Consider the following 15,537-nt stretch of genomic DNA (forward strand, 5'->3'; position numbering starts at 1 on the left):
CCCTTAAAGAATGTAAGCTTGTTAAAAATGTTAAACTCCTTCCACGAAGTCATGGAAACACATCTAGTTGAGCATGGTGATCAGTGGGGTATTGTATTACTTCTTCCAGCCACAGCATACGCATATGATCATAGGGTATATCCTCAAGCGGATTACATCGTATTTTTGGATTACAGCTGCCCCGATATATTTCCAGCTTTACTACCACTGCTCCCAGCACAGGCGAAGCTTGTTTTTAAACTACAGGATGTGAAGTACCAAGAGGCACTGTCTGCGCATTTTTCTTTAGAAAAAACTCGGGGGTTTTTCTCTTACAGCACAACTGAGGGGTTAAGGTATAGTAAGGACAAAGAGGTGTCAATCAATCATTCATTTGACGACAGACTACTTCCACTTTGGGCTGCTAACCATTACAATAAGGAAGAAATTGAGGAATATTTCCAAAAAGGAGCGTTTTCCGTTTCAATCTTTCAGGGCGACAATCCGGTTAGTACCTGCCTAGCGTTCCGAAATGAAGAGCAGATTTGGGAAATCGGCGCTGTTCATACTTTAGAAGCATTTCAAAGATACGGATACGCGAAAATGGCAGTTCGCACAGCCATACAAGAAACGTTAGAACGAGGCTTTATTCCACGCTATCACGTCCTTGAAAGAAATCAAGCGTCCATTCGTCTAGCTGAATCTATTGGGCTTGTCCCTTGTGTGCAGCTAGAGCACTGGATTAACTACATTCAATAACAATTTCTATTGGAGGTGATTTTAATGAGCTATTCACCAAACGACAATTTGAACTATTATCAGCCTCCACCCCCTCCGGCACCGACGAATGGCAAATCAATCGCTGGTTTTGTCTTGGGAATCCTCTCTATTGTTGTGCCTTATATTGGTTTTCTGTTAGGAATTATTGCGATTATTCTATCCGCCTTATCGCTGAAGGAAATCCGTAATCGTTATGAACAAGGCAAAGGCCTAGCGATTGCAGGCCTGGTATGTGGAATTGTGGGCACGCTGATGTACGCAATTATTATATTATTCGTCGTTGTGTTTGTTTTTGCAGCTTCTACTTACTAACCACGAAAAGGATCTCAATAGCCATCATCGGCTGCTGAGATCCTTTTTGTGTTAACACGTTTATCCAAGTGAACTCTTCATTCAGTCGTGGAACCAAAATCGGTGATTTTAAGCTTTACATCAAAGGTCAATGGCATCCTAATAAATTCCTCGTCCCAATGATCCTTGATCTTTTTCCAAACCTGCGGTTTTTCTATGCTGAACCAATTTCCGAACCCTGCTATATCCACTTTGTAGGTAGAATGCATTTTGTGAATAAGAGCATTGATTTTTTCGGTTAATTTTTCCTCGAATATCTTCTCCAATTCTTTGAAATAGGCAACTTCTGCGGAATGCTCATTATCATCCCAATTCTCAATAAGACGTCCATCAGACTCAATGGCTACATGAATAGAGAACTTCTCATCCGCAGTCTCCTTCAGCGTAATTTTGCTCTTAACTGATTTAATTTCATAAGTAATCGCTTCATTCAACTGATTATAGGCTTTAATGCTCCCACCTTTTATGTCCCCTTTGATCCAGGCAATACTCTCCACATCCTGTTGATCAATATTGCCAATCCACTGTCCTGTGTCTCCCTTGATAATACCTGCTCCGGAAAATTCCACCTCACCTTGTGCCTCCACAACGTTCTGTAAAACAAAGCTTTGCCTGGAGTACATAAGTGCATCTAGATTAGACAACGTTATGCCCTTCATAACTTTACTGGTTCTGAAGTGGTTATGAATCATGTCTGCAAGACGAAAAGAAGGAATCTCCTCCGAAGTTGTTTTAAGTGTGTCGGATGCAGGCCCTTGGCTAAGAAATATAAGACAGCTAGGGCGGATATCATTATCTCGCAGTAAAAAGTCCATTAGCCGTCTGATCTTCTCCTGTTGCACCAGTTTCTCAGATATGACAACAACCTTGAGGTGATGACCTATAATCGGACGGTTCTTACGTATTGAGATTTGGCGGAATATCTCAAGCAGAGAATCCCCTGTCTCAGAAATGTTGTGATAATGAGTTTGTGGTGTTGCGCCATCTTTGCCAGAGTTTCCGAGTATTTTTTCAGGCACAATTTGTACCGTAGCCGTCAATTTATTTTTCTTAAAATAGCTTCCTCCGAGTTCCTCAAACTCCCGTTCGACTCCTTTCGGCTCCCCCTTGTCAAGCGCCAATCCCGTATAAACACTCAAGTCTTCAATCTCCTTACTGCTCCAGCAGCCAGACTGCGTAAGCAGAATCACGAATACCAATAGTAGGCGAATAACCCGCTGTCTAAACATTCTGCTTGAGTCCTTTCTTCCTAATGATTAATACAATCGACAATAACAGTGGCAGCATTATAAAGATCAGCACACCCATATAGCCAATCGCATCACCAAGACTAAAGACATCATTGATGCGCTGAGGGATCATCGTACAGATGAAGATGATGGGCATTAAAGCGAACATAACCGGATGGATCTTTAGGTGGAATACCTGGGAGATGCCAAGTGATGCATTAAAGAAAAAGCTGCAAAAATTACAGAACATCTGCATCAGCCAAATGACGAGCAACGGAAATTCAAATCGTTCAAAAAAGAACCCTGATATTTCAAAGCTCCGTACCAAATCTATCGTAGGCCAGGTGCTGGTGATTACAGAATTGATGGATAGGCCGCCGATAACCATCACAACAGTAACCAAATACAATACCAGCGGGATACTTAAACCGACCATCATTCCTTTGACCGCTTGCTGCGGATGCTCCATAAAGGCCGTCATTGTCATCACAACCTCACAACCGGTAAAAATCAGGATGCTAGACTTCATGCCTCGGATCACCGGCATCATGCCTTCACTCAGAAAAGGACGCAAATGCTGGATATCAAATATTCTGGTACTTAAGATATAACAAATAATCAGAATAAAAATACTGATCGGAAATACAATCTGAAACACGCGGGCCATGGAATTAATCCCGCCATACACCAAATAAGTGCCCACCCAGATGAACGGCATCACAATCGCCCAGATCGGTGTCCCTTCCAGAAGAAAGAACAATGTTACTTCCGCCAGAACGCGGATTTCGAAACCCGCAATCACAATAAAGTAAAGAATCAATATTGTACTCATTACACTGCCTGGAAAATTCCCAACAATTCTTTTAGAATACTGAAAGACAGTCTTCCCTGGAAATTGCTGGCTAAGCTTCACCATAACCAATATGACCAAAGATACGACGATACCTCCCAGCACTACTGAAATCCAGGCATCGGGAGTCTGCACAGCCTTAACAACATTTCTGGGCAAAGTCAAAATTCCCGCACCTAGCATTGAATTGGTCAAGATTATGGAAGCCTGCGAGGTTGTGATCTTATCATCAGTTCGTTTAAACACTGTGGTCTCCCCTCTGCTCCTGCTAAGAATACATTCTCTAGGACCTGCGCTTTTTCTTCTGGGTCTTCAGCATCTCCGGTCTTCGCTTCATGATCGATAACGGTGCACGAACGAACAAATCCTTCCAGTCACTTAAGCGGAAAGGGGAAATAGGGGTGACGTAAGGAACTCCAAAGCTTGAAAGCCGAGTCAGATGGCTGCAAATAAGCAGGAAGAAAAGGATGGTTCCGAACATGCCCAGGACCGCCGCAAATAACATGCCTGCGAATCGTAAGATCCGAAGAGTAATCCCCGCACTGTACATCGGTATGGAAAACGAAGAGATCGCTGTCACAGCTACAACAATTACCAAAAAAGGACTTACAATACCAGCCTGTACCGCGGCATCTCCAATGATTAGACCTCCGACAATCCCCATTGCCGGACCTATGGGCTTCGGCAGCCGAATTCCAGCTTCACGCAAAATTTCAATGGAAATTTCCAGAATCAACACTTCAATTAATGCAGGAAAGGGTACACCTTGGCGTGTTTCGATAATGGAGATCGCCAGTTGTGTAGGAATCAGTCCCGGATGAAAAGAGATAAAGGAAATATACAGCGCCGGAGCCAACAGAGCCAGAAATGATGCGCAAAACCGGAGTATCCGCAAAAGTGTACCCGGAATCCAGCGCTCATAATAATCCTCAGGAGACTGCAAAAGCATACTGAACGTCACTGGAACAACGAGTGCAAACGGTGTGCCATCCAGCAAAATCGCGACTCTTCCCTCTAACAAGGATGCAATTACCCGATCGGGTCTTTCCGTATTCTGTGTCTGCTGAAACGGGCTTAAATAATCATCCTCGATCAACTGTTCCACATAGCCGGATTCCAGAATAAAGTCCATATCAATTTTGGAGATACGTTCCTTCACTTCCTGGAGCAGATCAGGATTTACAATGTTTTTCATATAAGCGATAACCAGGTTCTTCTTGATTTCGCTGCCTACTTCAACCATTTTCATTTCCAGATTCTTATTAAGCCCTTGGCGCCGCAGCATAGAGGTATTCTCACTAAGCACCTCAGTAAAGCCAATCCGAGGCCCACGCAGTAAAGCCTCCGAGGTCGGCTCAGTAATCGCGCGCACGGATCCATGCGGAGAACCCACCAGCAACATCTCACGCATGCCTTCGACAATCAGCGCAGTGTATCCGAATAGGACAAACTCCTGCAGTTGGTCTAAATCCTTGGCTTCACTAAGCTGAGCTAAGGGGAGCATATTCTGTTTCAAGTAGTTGTATATTCCTTCTGAAGCCTGCGTTTCGCCGGCATACATCAGATTCTGCAGCACCTGCTGATTGATTAGCTCCTCGTGCTGCATCCCCTCTACATAGACCAATGCGGCACGTGCCTGTATACCTTTAACTGAGAATTCACGAAAATGTACATCACTGTTCTCCCCCAATGCCGTTTTTATCGCTGTCAGATCGGCATCATAGTCCTGGGTAAAAGCAGTAGACACAGGAGGCTGCGGATTTACTTCCCGATTGTCATTCTTCTTCAGTTCCGCATCCTGTGATTTGGCCTCTGTTTCCTTGGAGCGTCCGCTTCCAACATAAAAATACAAATGCCTGTAAAGATAAAAAATCCCTACGGGAAAGAGCAGCGTAATCGCCGCCTGCATAAAAATTGTCCAGTCCGGAATATAAGAGACTATTTTAGGCCACATCGCAATCATCCTCTATAGGAATCTGTTAGTACTATTCTCCTTCCACCCTATTCTTATGCAACATTTGAAACTTAAGGAAAGTTCATATATCAGCATTGGTCCGGACATAACAAAACGCCCGCATAAGCGGACGTCTGTAATTTAGAGTATTTTCAACAGGTACTGCTTAAGGTTAATTAGGTTGCTGCCACTGCTTTAAAACTTCAATCAGACCCGGGACATCTAATCCATCCAAGGAAAAAGCTTTGCGCAGCAGCTCATGCGGTATGAACTCATCGTATTTTCCGAGGTAGGGTGCTTCATCTGGGGATAACAATGATAATGGATCTGTGGCAGCCATACTTTCGGCAATGATCTCTGCTTCCAGCGTTTCTGCATCTATTTTACCCGCAACGACCATATAATAAGGTTCCATGGGAACGATAGAACGCAGTCCCAGAGGGCTCTTCAGGTTGTTCTTCAGAAGGCGCTCCAGCGTACGAAATTGCCGACTACCGGCCCAGGGCAGAATGAACATGGAATCTCCACCCGCCGGCATAACGGACCGCACAAGCATTCCGCTTTCCTTCGCTAAACGACGGGCTCGTTCAAGACGTGCAGCCGCACTCGGAGCTAAATACGGATACAATGAAGTGGCTCCTAAGATTTCACGGATCTTGTTCATGATGCGTGTATGTACATCCCCACCCGCACCAAGCCACAACGTATCTACTTTGCCGCGTGAGGTTTTCACATAAACGGCTTTATGGCGATTATCCACCTCTTCTACCTTCCAAAGCTTACCTGCCAGAGTAAAACAGTAGCCTGGTGGTGGAACCGTTGTGATCGATCCGATTTCCTCAGTCCCGTTATAGACCACATGCTCTTCATCATCTTTGAAGACCGCGTAGAAGCGGAAGTTATTCACGATCTTCTCTCCCGCCATCCCGATGATCAAGCTGCCTTCGTCCATCTTCTCAATTTGTCCCATGCCTAACATATAGGTCATGAAAATATCATAATCAGTAGGATCTATGGTTTTAAACGAAGGCAAACTCAGAACCGCTTCTTTTAAATCATCCGGTTCGGCCTCACCCATACTTTTCAAAATGCTCATCGTCTGATGGTACAGCAGTCCAACTGGCAGCTGACGCACGACCAGGGGTTCCACCCATTTCTCGCGCACATATAGCTCAATTACCGCTATCGCTCGAAGCAGTGTCCACGGCATCCGCGCCGGAAGCTGAGCTTCCTCGTCCTCTTCCTCGGGCGTGACAAAGATCATCTCGGATGCAGCGTCTCCACGCCTGCCCGAGCGTCCTAACCGCTGCACAAAGCTTGCGCAGCTATAGGGAGCGCCGACCTGTAGCACTCGCTCCAGCTCGCCCAGATCAATACCCAGCTCCAGCGTCAATGTCGCTGCGGCAACAGCCGGTCCGGTGCCTTGCCGCAGCGCGGCTTCCGTCTCTTCACGCAGCATCGCGGAGATGCTGCCATGGTGAACGTGAAATACATCCCGTTCACCACGCTTCGCGGCCGTTCTCCGCATCTCTAGGGTCGCCGTCTCCGCATCTGAGCGGCTGTTGGTGAAGATCAACGCCTTCTTCAGATGCGTATGATCATAAATAAAATCGTAATAAGACTGCTTCGCACGTTCTAAATGCTCCGCCTGCACCTCATCCCGTGCATCCGGGAAAGAGAAATGCTCCACACTTAAACGGAGCTTACGCCCGCCTTGTGGAGCGGACACTTCAACGCTCTCCCGTGTGCCCGCCGCCAGCCACTCTGTGACAGAAGCGTAGTCACTCAGCGTAGCTGATAGTCCGATTCTGCGAGGATGGCATCCCGCCATTCGTGAGATTCTCGCCAGCTGGCTTAACACCTGGATCCCCCGGTCAGCTCCCATAAAGGCATGCACCTCGTCAATGACAATAAAACGTAGATCATGGAACAACGCTGGAATAGCATTCGGGCGGTTCATCAACAATCCTTCAAGCGATTCAGGGGTGATTTGCAGCACGCCTGAAGGATTCTGCACCAGTTTTGTTTTATCGGCTTGAGGTACATCTCCATGCCAGTGCCACACCGGAATATTGCCTTCACGAAGCAAATCATTCAAACGTGTAAATTGATCGTTGATCAAAGCTTTCAGAGGGGCGATATACAAAATGCCAACCGAACCGGAAGGACGTTCATACAGCTCAGTAAGCGCAGGAAAAAAAGCTGCCTCTGTCTTACCTGAAGCGGTACCTGAGGCAATCAGCAGATGATGCGGGGTATCAAAAAGCACCCGGCAGGCATCCACCTGTGCCTCACGCAAAGTCTCCCAGCGGTTCTTATAAATAAACTCTTTAATGAAGGGAGCCAGCCTATAGAACGGATTATCACTCATAATTCAAACTCCGCCAGGAATCCATCCAGTTCATTTTGCTCGGTCTCAGCTGGCTTAGCCGTTTTTTCGCCGACTAGCTGTTCAAAAGTAATCTCCGGATGCTGGTGGAGCGTATGCAGCAGATCCATGAAATCACGTACTACCTCCCGTGGAGTCAAGAGTTCCTCAGCCCCTAATCTTCCAACCGCTTCCTCCATAAAATGAACCAATTGTTCCTGTGATAAACGTGCTTCATAACCATAATGTAGGGCGTGAATCTCTTTAAGCTTTTGCAGCAGTACAAGAATTTCCTCGTGTGATAACATGTCCAGTGCAATGATAGGTCCAGTATAATTGTTCAGACCCGCCGCCACGTACCGGCCAGCAACCAATCGCGATCGCAGTGCCTCATAACTAAATAAACCACGCCGTCCATCTTCCACAAATTGCGGAGTTCCCCCTATAAAAATCCCTAAGTTCTCTGCCTTCCCCTGCATCGTATCATTGAACATGGTAAGCAGCTTTTCATAGTTGCTCTGACGGGAAATACTGTTCGTAATTTTATAAAGATTGACACCTTCATCAATAAACAGCAGCAGACCTTTATAGCCAATAGCCGCAGTAAATTCCGCCCAAAGCTTCATATAGTCATACCAATTATCATCATCAATAATCACGCCAACTCCAAGCGCTTTGCGGGCTTCTGTCCGAGTTGCAAATTCTCCACGCAACCAGCGAAGCGAATCCTGTTTCTGGTCATCATCGGCCAGCTTGTGTGCATTCCAATAAGAGGCGAGCACTTTGGCAAAATCAAAACCATGTACCAAACCACGCATTTCAGAGGCTACAGCGTAAATTCGCTTCTCTACTTCTTCACCAAGCTGAGGGTGATCAGGCCCATATTCCTTCTCCTGCATCACGGACTGCTGTAGCGTAATAATCCATTTCTGCAGGATGATCTCCAACGCTCCACCATCTGGACGTGTGCGGGTCGATAAATGGCTCATTAGCTCCCGGTAAGTCGCTAGGCCTTGTCCTTTAGTTCCTACTAACCTACGCTCAGGGGACAGGTCAGCATCTGCTACTACAAAATCCCGATCCATCGCGTAATTACGGATCATCTGAAGCAGAAAGCTTTTGCCGCTGCCGAATTTGCCTGTAATCAGCTTAAAAGCTGCCCCACCCTCTGCAATGTTCTCCATATCTCTTAATATGGCCTCAATCTCCGGCCGACGGCCAACGGCTATGTGCTCTAGTCCGATACGCGGAACAACACCAGCCGTCAACGAATTGACTAGCGCAGTTGTCATTCGTTTAGGTATTTTTAATTCACTCATCCAAAGTTCACCTCATTAAATATTGCGCAGCATAGAGATATATTCCTCAACAATGTCTTCCCCCTCAATGATCAGATCACCAAGAATGTCCATTGCGATTTCATTAATCTCATCAATTAGAAGCTCTGACATCGTGCCATTAGCAGCAGCCAGCTTCAGTAAAGCTTGACTTCCATCCTCATCCAAAAGAGCAAGCAGTGCTTCCCGTTGTAGTGGACTTAAAGCATTGGCAAACTGTTCTGCCTCCGATCCTATGCTAACCGCTTGAGCTTCTTCAATCACCTCTACAGGCAACAATTCTTCCTTACTATCTTGTATTGGATCAATTTCACCGATAGTTGCTTCGAGCTTGCTATCCTCGTAATCTTGCTCGTCCATATTCTCAACCGTAAGCATCGTCCGTACAATTTCAGAATCACTTTGCAGGCGTTCTAGTTTCTCCGGATCTATGACGACTGTCGGCCCTTTGTCTTCCTGCGTCTCTTTAAGGTACTCACGCTTTAGAAAACGAGTGATCAAATCGTCCATATCGGCATCTACATTAATACCTTTAAGTCGTCCGCGGTAGCCCATCAGTTCCCGGAGTTTATTCTCAGTCAGACGAAATAACCTTGTAATCAGACTGCGAAGTGGTGGAGATTTACTAATACGTACAACCGGTATAAGAACAGAATAGCCATATAATGAAATATCATATACGGCACTTCGGAATAAATAACGCTCCCGCATCACCGCTGGTCCAGGCGGAAACATTTCAACTAGATTGGAGCCGTGTTTCCGGGTGACATAAGCATTAATTAACGCCACGACCTGCGGAATGTATTGTTCAAGAGCTTCTTTGCCTTCTCCGATGTAGAACTTGGATTTACTAATATCATAGTCCGACATTGCCGTTAATACTGCGAAGGTTAGCTGCTCAGGAGCAGTCGTCAGTCCTCTCATTAATTCAAGCTCCGCCAGATCCCCAGCAAGACCACGTGAACGAGCCACAATGATAGAAAGCGGGACATCCAAATGATGTACAAAAGAGAAGTCCGCGATCCAGCCGCCAAGATATTGATCCAAACGTTTATAACTTTCCCGGTAAGCTTCCCAGATCAGATTTAGCTGCCTATAGCCATCATTAGGGTCAGTCCACCCCACGCCATTAATAAGCTCATATACATGCAGAAAAATATAAGAAAGATCTGTTTTCAGATATCTGCCTTGTCTAACTTCATTCCGCCAATAAAAATACCATCTGCTTTGCGTGCCTGTCATATGGCCATATGTAGGCCAGTAACTCTTAAAAGGAACAAAAAGCGCTGAGTCCTCAGTTTTTTCAACTAATTCCTTCGCTCTTGTTACGAACTGCCCTTCGGTGGTAGTCACAGGCTCCGGCGTTTCCATCTCTGTATCCCAAAGCTGCAGCTGTAATGAAGGTTCAGGGGTTGAATTTGTTTTGCCATTATTCTTAGAAGATGACTTAGGCAGCGCAGGTTCAGGGGAATTTCGCGGCGGAATCGGTACATTTTGTTCCGTACTTTCCCAGACTAATTCTGTGAAATGCGGCTGCTTCCTATCATTACTCATGTGCGATCGCTCCGTCCTTATAAATAAGGATTAATGTAAAAAAACGGTCCTGTTCACAACTGTGAAGGAACCGTTTTGTTCTTACGTGAATAGTGGTCATCCATACAGGACGACAACATCGTTTCTTCTTGATATTTTAGCATTGTTGATAGATTAACATCAAGTATGTAATGCAGAATCTCACTTTAGAGAAGCTCGGTTCCCTTTGTTTCTTTGCCAAGGAACAATACCGCTAATGCACCGATAATAATCGTTACAAAAAATAGCATAAAGATCGAGCCAATCGCCATAGATTTACCTACTAGAACCCCTACCAGCAAAGGTGCGATAATGCCCCCAATCCGGCCAAAGGAAGTTGCTAAACCAGCGCCTGTGGAACGAATAGCCGTTGGGTACAGCTCTGGCGTATAAGCATACATGCCACCCCAAGCGCCAAGATTGAAGAAGGATAAACAAATTCCTGCAGCCATCAGCATGCCTTCAGTAGTCGCATTTCCGAACCATGCAGCGCTAACTGCAGTGAACAGCATATAGATGACTAGGACAAATTTACGTCCGAACTTTTCAATAAAGTAAGCGGCAGTAAAATATCCAGGCAGCTGAGCGAGCGTCATAATAAGCACATACTCGAAGCTTTTGACCAAGCTGAAGCCTTTAAGTACCATAACTGTAGGCAGCCATAGAAACATGCCATAATACGAGAACACCACCGTAAACCATAAAATCCACAACATAATTGTAGAACGGCGATATTCTGGCGACCATACGGTAGCGATTCGTTTCTTTAAGGAAACGGGTGCCTTTTTAATCTCAGCAAATTTCGGTGAATCATCAATCGCCCGTCTTAGATATAAAGCGTAGAGTGCAGGTACAGCCCCAATTCCGAAAGCTATACGCCAGCCATAATCAGGGATAATGAAGAACGCGATTAATGCAGATGCAATCCAACCGACTGCCCAAAAGCTCTCCAAAAGCACAACCGCACGGCCTCTCTCCTGAGCAGGCATGCTCTCTGAGACCAAGGTAGAAGCGACAGGCAGCTCTCCGCCAAGACCAAACCCAGCAATAAAACGAAGCACACAGAGGATCGCAAAGCCTGTTGCAAATGCAGATAATCCGCTTGCCGCCGAGAAAATAAGGAGTGTCCACAGCAATATCGGTTTACGGCCAAAGCGGTCTGCTAATATCCCTGCCGCTGCAGCACCTACTGCCATACCGACGGAATTAATACTAGTCAATATACCGATCTGCTCCGGTCCCAGATTCCAATCCTTAGCTAAAGCTGCTACAACAAAAGAAATCATTCCGACGTCCATCGCATCGAACATCCAGCTCAAGCCAGCGCTGAAGAGTAATTTCCTTTGTTTCGGATTCCGCAGCAGTGTCATTTGATTCACTTCGAAGCCCCCTTATTTCAACCTGTTAACCAATAAACTTACTTTTGATTGTTTCACTTATACATTTTAAAATTGAAGTGCTCAAAAATCAAGAAATAAAGCAGCATTAAAGTATTGCCTAGCCAGCGATTGAAAATAACAGGTCTGCACAGAAATTGTGGCGATAAGCAGCATATTACGAACGGATTCTCTCTGCGCTCTCGACAAATGTGTCAGCCGGTTAATTACACGATCTATAGAGCTTTTTAACGAGGTATCTTCTTTCCAAGAGAACTCCTTGTGCAACACTTGATCTACTTTACATTGCGTCTGAATCGATGGATTGCTTTTGATCTCCTCAAAAAGCCCTGCATAGGCGTAATACAGCTTGGCCGGTTCAATTAGATCATCATCATCCCGATCCGGCTTTAGGAACATTAGCTGGAACAGTTGGCGGATACTTTCAAAGTTAAGAGCGGATTTGAGATCATCGATAATAAACAAAAGCGCCGCCTGATTAACCGAATATTTCTTTCCTTCTTTAGGCGAACCGAGATATTCCTTGAAGTCGCGCTTGACCCAATTTTGCATAGCTGTGACGGTCAATGTGGAATACTCTATAAGATGGCCCAATGAAGCAATTTCACCAAGTGAAAAGCCTTTTACATGGCCGCCTTTAATGATCTTTTGTAATATGGGTGGAACATTGGTTGATAAAAAAGCGGGTAACGAAGTCCCCTTTTGTAATTCTTCACGGTGAAACTTTGCCCATGCCTCTTGGAGGATATTCAGCGGTTTCCGGTCTGACAATCCGGTCAATGAGAGCAGTAGACTGGACATCTCCACACGAGTCAATGCAAATGATTCCATATCTGTTTCCCTCCACCATTTGATATTTTACTGAAAAGTTCGTAGAATAGTTCATAAGAACTCATAATAATGAGTATAACCTATTTTAGGAACGAAAGGGATGGTAAAGATTATATGGGTATAGGACTTAGTTTGACGTTGGTGGTTATTTTGATTATTTTAACCGCTTTTTTTGTAGCAACAGAATTTGCATTGGTGAGACTTAGAGGTAGCCAGATCAGTCAAATGGTGCTTGACGGGAAGAAGAATGCCTTGGCAGTACAGAAGGTATCCGCTAATCTTGATGGCTATTTATCCGCTTGTCAGCTCGGGATTACTATCACTGCGCTGGGTATTGGTGCACTGGCAGAGCCTGCATTCGAACAGTTATTGCTTCCTATTTTCGACTGGGCCAATATCAGTTCTAGTGTGAGTCACCCTCTTGCGTTTTTACTCGCATTCATCATTGCAACATTCTTGCACGTCGTTGTCGGAGAACTTGCTCCGAAGACGGCAGCTATAAACATTCCGGAAAAAATCGGTCAAATTACTTCACCGCTGATTATTTGGTTCTACAGAATTTTGTACCCTCTCATTTGGTTCATGAACGGTTCCGCTAATATGCTTGTTCGTCTTTTTGGGATGAAACCAGCTAGTGAGCATGGAGACGCGCATAGTGAAGATGAGATTCGTTTGATCCTGTCCGAGAGTTACGAAAGCGGGAAAATCAATAAAGCCGAATATGGCTATGTTAACCGAATCTTTACTTTTGATGAGATGCTCGCCAAAGAAATCATGGTTCCGCGAACCGATATGGTATGTCTTTTCACCAATCATTCGTTGAAAGAAAATTTCGAAATTATCCGCAAGGAGCAATATACTCGTTTCCCTGTGGCACAAGGCAGCAAGGATAATATTATCGGAATGATCAACACGAAACAGCTCTATTTGCAGTATGATAACAATCCTGATTTTGATTTCCATAGCTTAATTCAACCCGTACTGACAGTATCTGAGGTGACACCGGTCAAGAATCTTCTAACTCGTATGCAGTTGGAGCGTGTGCATATTGCCTTGCTGCTTGATGAATATGGTGGAACATCCGGTCTCATCACGATTGAAGATATTTTGGAAGAAATCGTTGGTGAAATCCGTGACGAGTTTGACGGTGATGAACGCAGAGAAGTCGAAAAAATAAGCGATACTAACTATCTGTTCGATGGTAAGGTATCTCTGTTAGAGGTCAAGGATCTTACAGGGCTTGATTTCGAAGATGAAGAAGTGACCACAGTTGGAGGCTGGGTATACAGTCATATCGCAGATCCAGCCATTGGCAAAAGTATTGTTCGTGACCATGTAACATTGACCATCCGCGAGATGAACAGATACCGTGTCCGCAAGGTTGAAGTTGTTATCGAACAATCAAGCAACACTGAATCATCATAAATCACGAAATCATAACCTTTATTCATAAAAAAAAGGATAGGGTCATCAGATTATATCTGACACTCTATCCTTTTTTCTTTTTGGAGAATTTTGCTCATGTAATGCTCATCCACCCACTTACCATCGACAATAAGAGATTTCCGCTTCGTCCCTTCGATTTCAAACCCGCTCTTGGTATACAGCCCCAAAGCAGCTTGATTATGGGTCATGACGGATAACTCAAGACGAACAATCCCATTGTTCATAGCCCAGATGTCCATCTCACGGAACAGGCCAGCCCCAATCCCATTCCCCTGATATTGTTTCTGAATCCCAATCACTATGTACGCGCTATGTCTATTGCGTCTAACACTTCCACCTCTAACAGACAAGTAACCTGCCAAATGATCGTCAACCTCTGCCCCTATAAGAATTGAAGTTTCTGCTGCCAGAAAGCTTTCGAGCATTTCTTTGACCTGACAAAGACTAGCTTGTCTTTCATCCGGTTCCAATAACATAAATTTGGACTCTTGGTCTAACTGATGCTGAAGTCGAAGCAGTTCACCTGCATCCTCCGGCACCAGTTCTCTAAGTGTAACCATCATATCATCACTTCCAATCGTAAATAACTATAAATACTTCTTGAATACCTTGCTGGAGCTGCTATCATAACCAAGAATTTCGTAGAAACGATGCGCTTCTTCTCTCTTTGCAGCACTTGATAACATAATCTTAAGGGCTCCCTTGGAGATCGCTACATTCTCGGCATGTCTCATTAGCATTGCGCCATACCCTTTTCCTCGTACTTTTTCAGCCACAATGACTCTTTCTATGACAGCAAAGGGCCTATCGTCACACAAAGCATCCATACAAAAATGAAGATGTAACGACCCGACAATTGTTTCTTGTTCTTCGCACACATATAGAAAACTCTCCGGATGATCTGCTATCTGCTTCAGCCGCTCAGGAGATACATGAATAGCTGGATGCTCAGGCAGCAAAATCCGATAAAGTTCTTCAATGTAGGTAGCGTCTTCGGTCCTAGCTTCTCTTATCATTCGTCTACTCCCTTCTATACAACGATTAACAACGACAGACCATGATCACATTTCCATCGGGATCTTTAAAATTAAACCAATGATCATGCTCAATATCCGTGAGAATCTCTCCTCCGTTGGCCTTTACATAATCATAAGCAGCATCAATATCCTCGGTGTTAAGATGAAACGAAGGGATGTTTAGAACAGATTCAGCGGTGTAAATCTTACTGTCCAAAACGATGCCCGGTCCCTGCATAGGGACAACATATAAATGACCGAATAATACCTCTCCATCTAATGGGAGTCCAAGCAATTGGCAATACCATTGTTTTGATTTCTCAATATCCTTTACCGGAATAAAAACAGCACCAATCTGATTCAGAATCGGACTTATCATCATTAAGAAAGCCTCCTCTTTTAAGTTGACGGATAGGGTGTTATTCTA

At 44.8% G+C, this 15,537-nt stretch carries 14 protein-coding genes; 3 read left to right on the forward strand and 11 right to left on the reverse strand.

Translation table 11 applies throughout. From position 1 onward, the window contains the following. Positions 1 to 27 precede the first annotated feature (27 nt). Both MHI32_RS16245 and MHI32_RS16250 read left to right on the forward strand, forming a co-directional pair. Positions 28 to 738, forward strand: coding sequence for a GNAT family N-acetyltransferase (locus tag MHI32_RS16245; protein ID WP_340012744.1), 711 nt, complete (start codon positions 28 to 30; stop codon positions 736 to 738). A gap of 24 nt (positions 739 to 762) precedes the next feature. Further along, positions 763 to 1,071: a DUF4190 domain-containing protein gene (locus tag MHI32_RS16250; protein WP_076184848.1), complete on the forward strand. Its 309-nt coding sequence runs from the start codon at positions 763 to 765 to the stop codon at positions 1,069 to 1,071. Between the two features lie 77 nt (positions 1,072 to 1,148). Here MHI32_RS16250 and MHI32_RS16255 read toward each other — a convergent pair whose 3' ends face one another. From MHI32_RS16255 to MHI32_RS16290, 8 genes are all read right to left on the reverse strand, one after another. Next, positions 1,149 to 2,339, reverse strand: a complete 1,191-nt coding sequence (locus MHI32_RS16255) for a Ger(x)C family spore germination protein (protein ID WP_076126641.1) — start codon at positions 2,337 to 2,339, stop codon at positions 1,149 to 1,151. Continuing rightward, complete coding sequence (locus tag MHI32_RS16260; protein ID WP_076184847.1) at positions 2,332 to 3,435, reverse strand: GerAB/ArcD/ProY family transporter; 1,104 nt, start codon at positions 3,433 to 3,435, stop codon at positions 2,332 to 2,334. The genes MHI32_RS16255 and MHI32_RS16260 overlap by 8 nt, the downstream gene beginning before the upstream one ends. Before the next feature lie 37 nt (positions 3,436 to 3,472). Continuing rightward, complete coding sequence (locus tag MHI32_RS16265) at positions 3,473 to 5,143, reverse strand: spore germination protein (RefSeq protein WP_076126801.1); 1,671 nt, start codon at positions 5,141 to 5,143, stop codon at positions 3,473 to 3,475. A 172-nt stretch (positions 5,144 to 5,315) separates the two neighbouring features. Further along, positions 5,316 to 7,514 (reverse strand): DEAD/DEAH box helicase, encoded by a 2,199-nt coding sequence (locus tag MHI32_RS16270; protein WP_340010277.1) that lies wholly within the window; start codon positions 7,512 to 7,514, stop codon positions 5,316 to 5,318. Then, a complete protein-coding gene (locus MHI32_RS16275) occupies positions 7,511 to 8,830 on the reverse strand; it encodes an ATP-binding protein (protein ID WP_076184846.1) in 1,320 nt (439 codons plus the stop codon). The genes MHI32_RS16270 and MHI32_RS16275 overlap by 4 nt, the downstream gene beginning before the upstream one ends. 15 nt (positions 8,831 to 8,845) lie before the next feature. Further along, positions 8,846 to 10,402 carry a TerB N-terminal domain-containing protein gene (locus MHI32_RS16280; protein ID WP_076184845.1) on the reverse strand — a complete coding sequence of 519 codons (1,557 nt, stop codon included), beginning with the start codon at positions 10,400 to 10,402 and terminating at the stop codon, positions 8,846 to 8,848. Between the two features lie 185 nt (positions 10,403 to 10,587). Continuing rightward, positions 10,588 to 11,799: an MFS transporter gene (locus MHI32_RS16285; protein WP_143761951.1), complete on the reverse strand. Its 1,212-nt coding sequence runs from the start codon at positions 11,797 to 11,799 to the stop codon at positions 10,588 to 10,590. 81 nt (positions 11,800 to 11,880) lie between these two features. Continuing rightward, positions 11,881 to 12,648 carry a DUF1836 domain-containing protein gene (locus tag MHI32_RS16290; RefSeq protein WP_036676915.1) on the reverse strand — a complete coding sequence of 256 codons (768 nt, stop codon included), beginning with the start codon at positions 12,646 to 12,648 and terminating at the stop codon, positions 11,881 to 11,883. A gap of 114 nt (positions 12,649 to 12,762) precedes the next feature. Between MHI32_RS16290 and MHI32_RS16295 the strand changes: the two genes are divergently transcribed. Next, entirely contained in the window at positions 12,763 to 14,073 is a 1,311-nt protein-coding gene (locus MHI32_RS16295) for a hemolysin family protein (RefSeq protein ID WP_076126650.1), read from the forward strand. Between the two features lie 50 nt (positions 14,074 to 14,123). On the opposite strand, the gene MHI32_RS16300 is transcribed toward MHI32_RS16295, so the two are convergent. From MHI32_RS16300 to MHI32_RS16310, 3 genes are read right to left on the reverse strand one after another with little or no spacing between them, the layout of a single operon-like run. Then, complete coding sequence (locus tag MHI32_RS16300; protein ID WP_340010281.1) at positions 14,124 to 14,657, reverse strand: GNAT family N-acetyltransferase; 534 nt, start codon at positions 14,655 to 14,657, stop codon at positions 14,124 to 14,126. 24 nt (positions 14,658 to 14,681) lie between these two features. Further along, positions 14,682 to 15,110 (reverse strand): GNAT family N-acetyltransferase, encoded by a 429-nt coding sequence (locus MHI32_RS16305; RefSeq protein ID WP_076126653.1) that lies wholly within the window; start codon positions 15,108 to 15,110, stop codon positions 14,682 to 14,684. Between the two features lie 25 nt (positions 15,111 to 15,135). Further along, entirely contained in the window at positions 15,136 to 15,489 is a 354-nt protein-coding gene (locus tag MHI32_RS16310) for a VOC family protein (protein WP_036677380.1), read from the reverse strand. Positions 15,490 to 15,537 lie beyond the last annotated feature (48 nt).

Source organism: Paenibacillus sp. FSL H7-0690 (assembly GCF_037980415.1).
GTDB lineage: Bacteria > Bacillota > Bacilli > Paenibacillales > Paenibacillaceae > Paenibacillus_AQ > Paenibacillus_AQ odorifer.

Bases quoted from the DNA above. Each gene is read 5' to 3' on its own strand.
- MHI32_RS16245 (WP_340012744.1), top strand. From the start codon at position 28: ATGTTAAACTCCTTCCACGAAGTCATGGAAACACATCTAGTTGAGCAT.
- MHI32_RS16250 (WP_076184848.1), top strand. From the start codon at position 763: ATGAGCTATTCACCAAACGACAATTTGAACTATTATCAGCCTCCACCC.
- MHI32_RS16255 (WP_076126641.1), bottom strand. From the start codon at position 2,339: ATGTTTAGACAGCGGGTTATTCGCCTACTATTGGTATTCGTGATTCTG.
- MHI32_RS16265 (WP_076126801.1), bottom strand. From the start codon at position 5,143: ATGTGGCCTAAAATAGTCTCTTATATTCCGGACTGGACAATTTTTATG.
- MHI32_RS16270 (WP_340010277.1), bottom strand. From the start codon at position 7,514: ATGAGTGATAATCCGTTCTATAGGCTGGCTCCCTTCATTAAAGAGTTT.
- MHI32_RS16275 (WP_076184846.1), bottom strand. From the start codon at position 8,830: ATGAGTGAATTAAAAATACCTAAACGAATGACAACTGCGCTAGTCAAT.
- MHI32_RS16280 (WP_076184845.1), bottom strand. From the start codon at position 10,402: ATGAGTAATGATAGGAAGCAGCCGCATTTCACAGAATTAGTCTGGGAA.
- MHI32_RS16290 (WP_036676915.1), bottom strand. From the start codon at position 12,648: ATGGAATCATTTGCATTGACTCGTGTGGAGATGTCCAGTCTACTGCTC.
- MHI32_RS16295 (WP_076126650.1), top strand. From the start codon at position 12,763: ATGGGTATAGGACTTAGTTTGACGTTGGTGGTTATTTTGATTATTTTA.
- MHI32_RS16300 (WP_340010281.1), bottom strand. From the start codon at position 14,657: ATGATGGTTACACTTAGAGAACTGGTGCCGGAGGATGCAGGTGAACTG.
- MHI32_RS16305 (WP_076126653.1), bottom strand. From the start codon at position 15,110: ATGATAAGAGAAGCTAGGACCGAAGACGCTACCTACATTGAAGAACTT.
- MHI32_RS16310 (WP_036677380.1), bottom strand. From the start codon at position 15,489: ATGATAAGTCCGATTCTGAATCAGATTGGTGCTGTTTTTATTCCGGTA.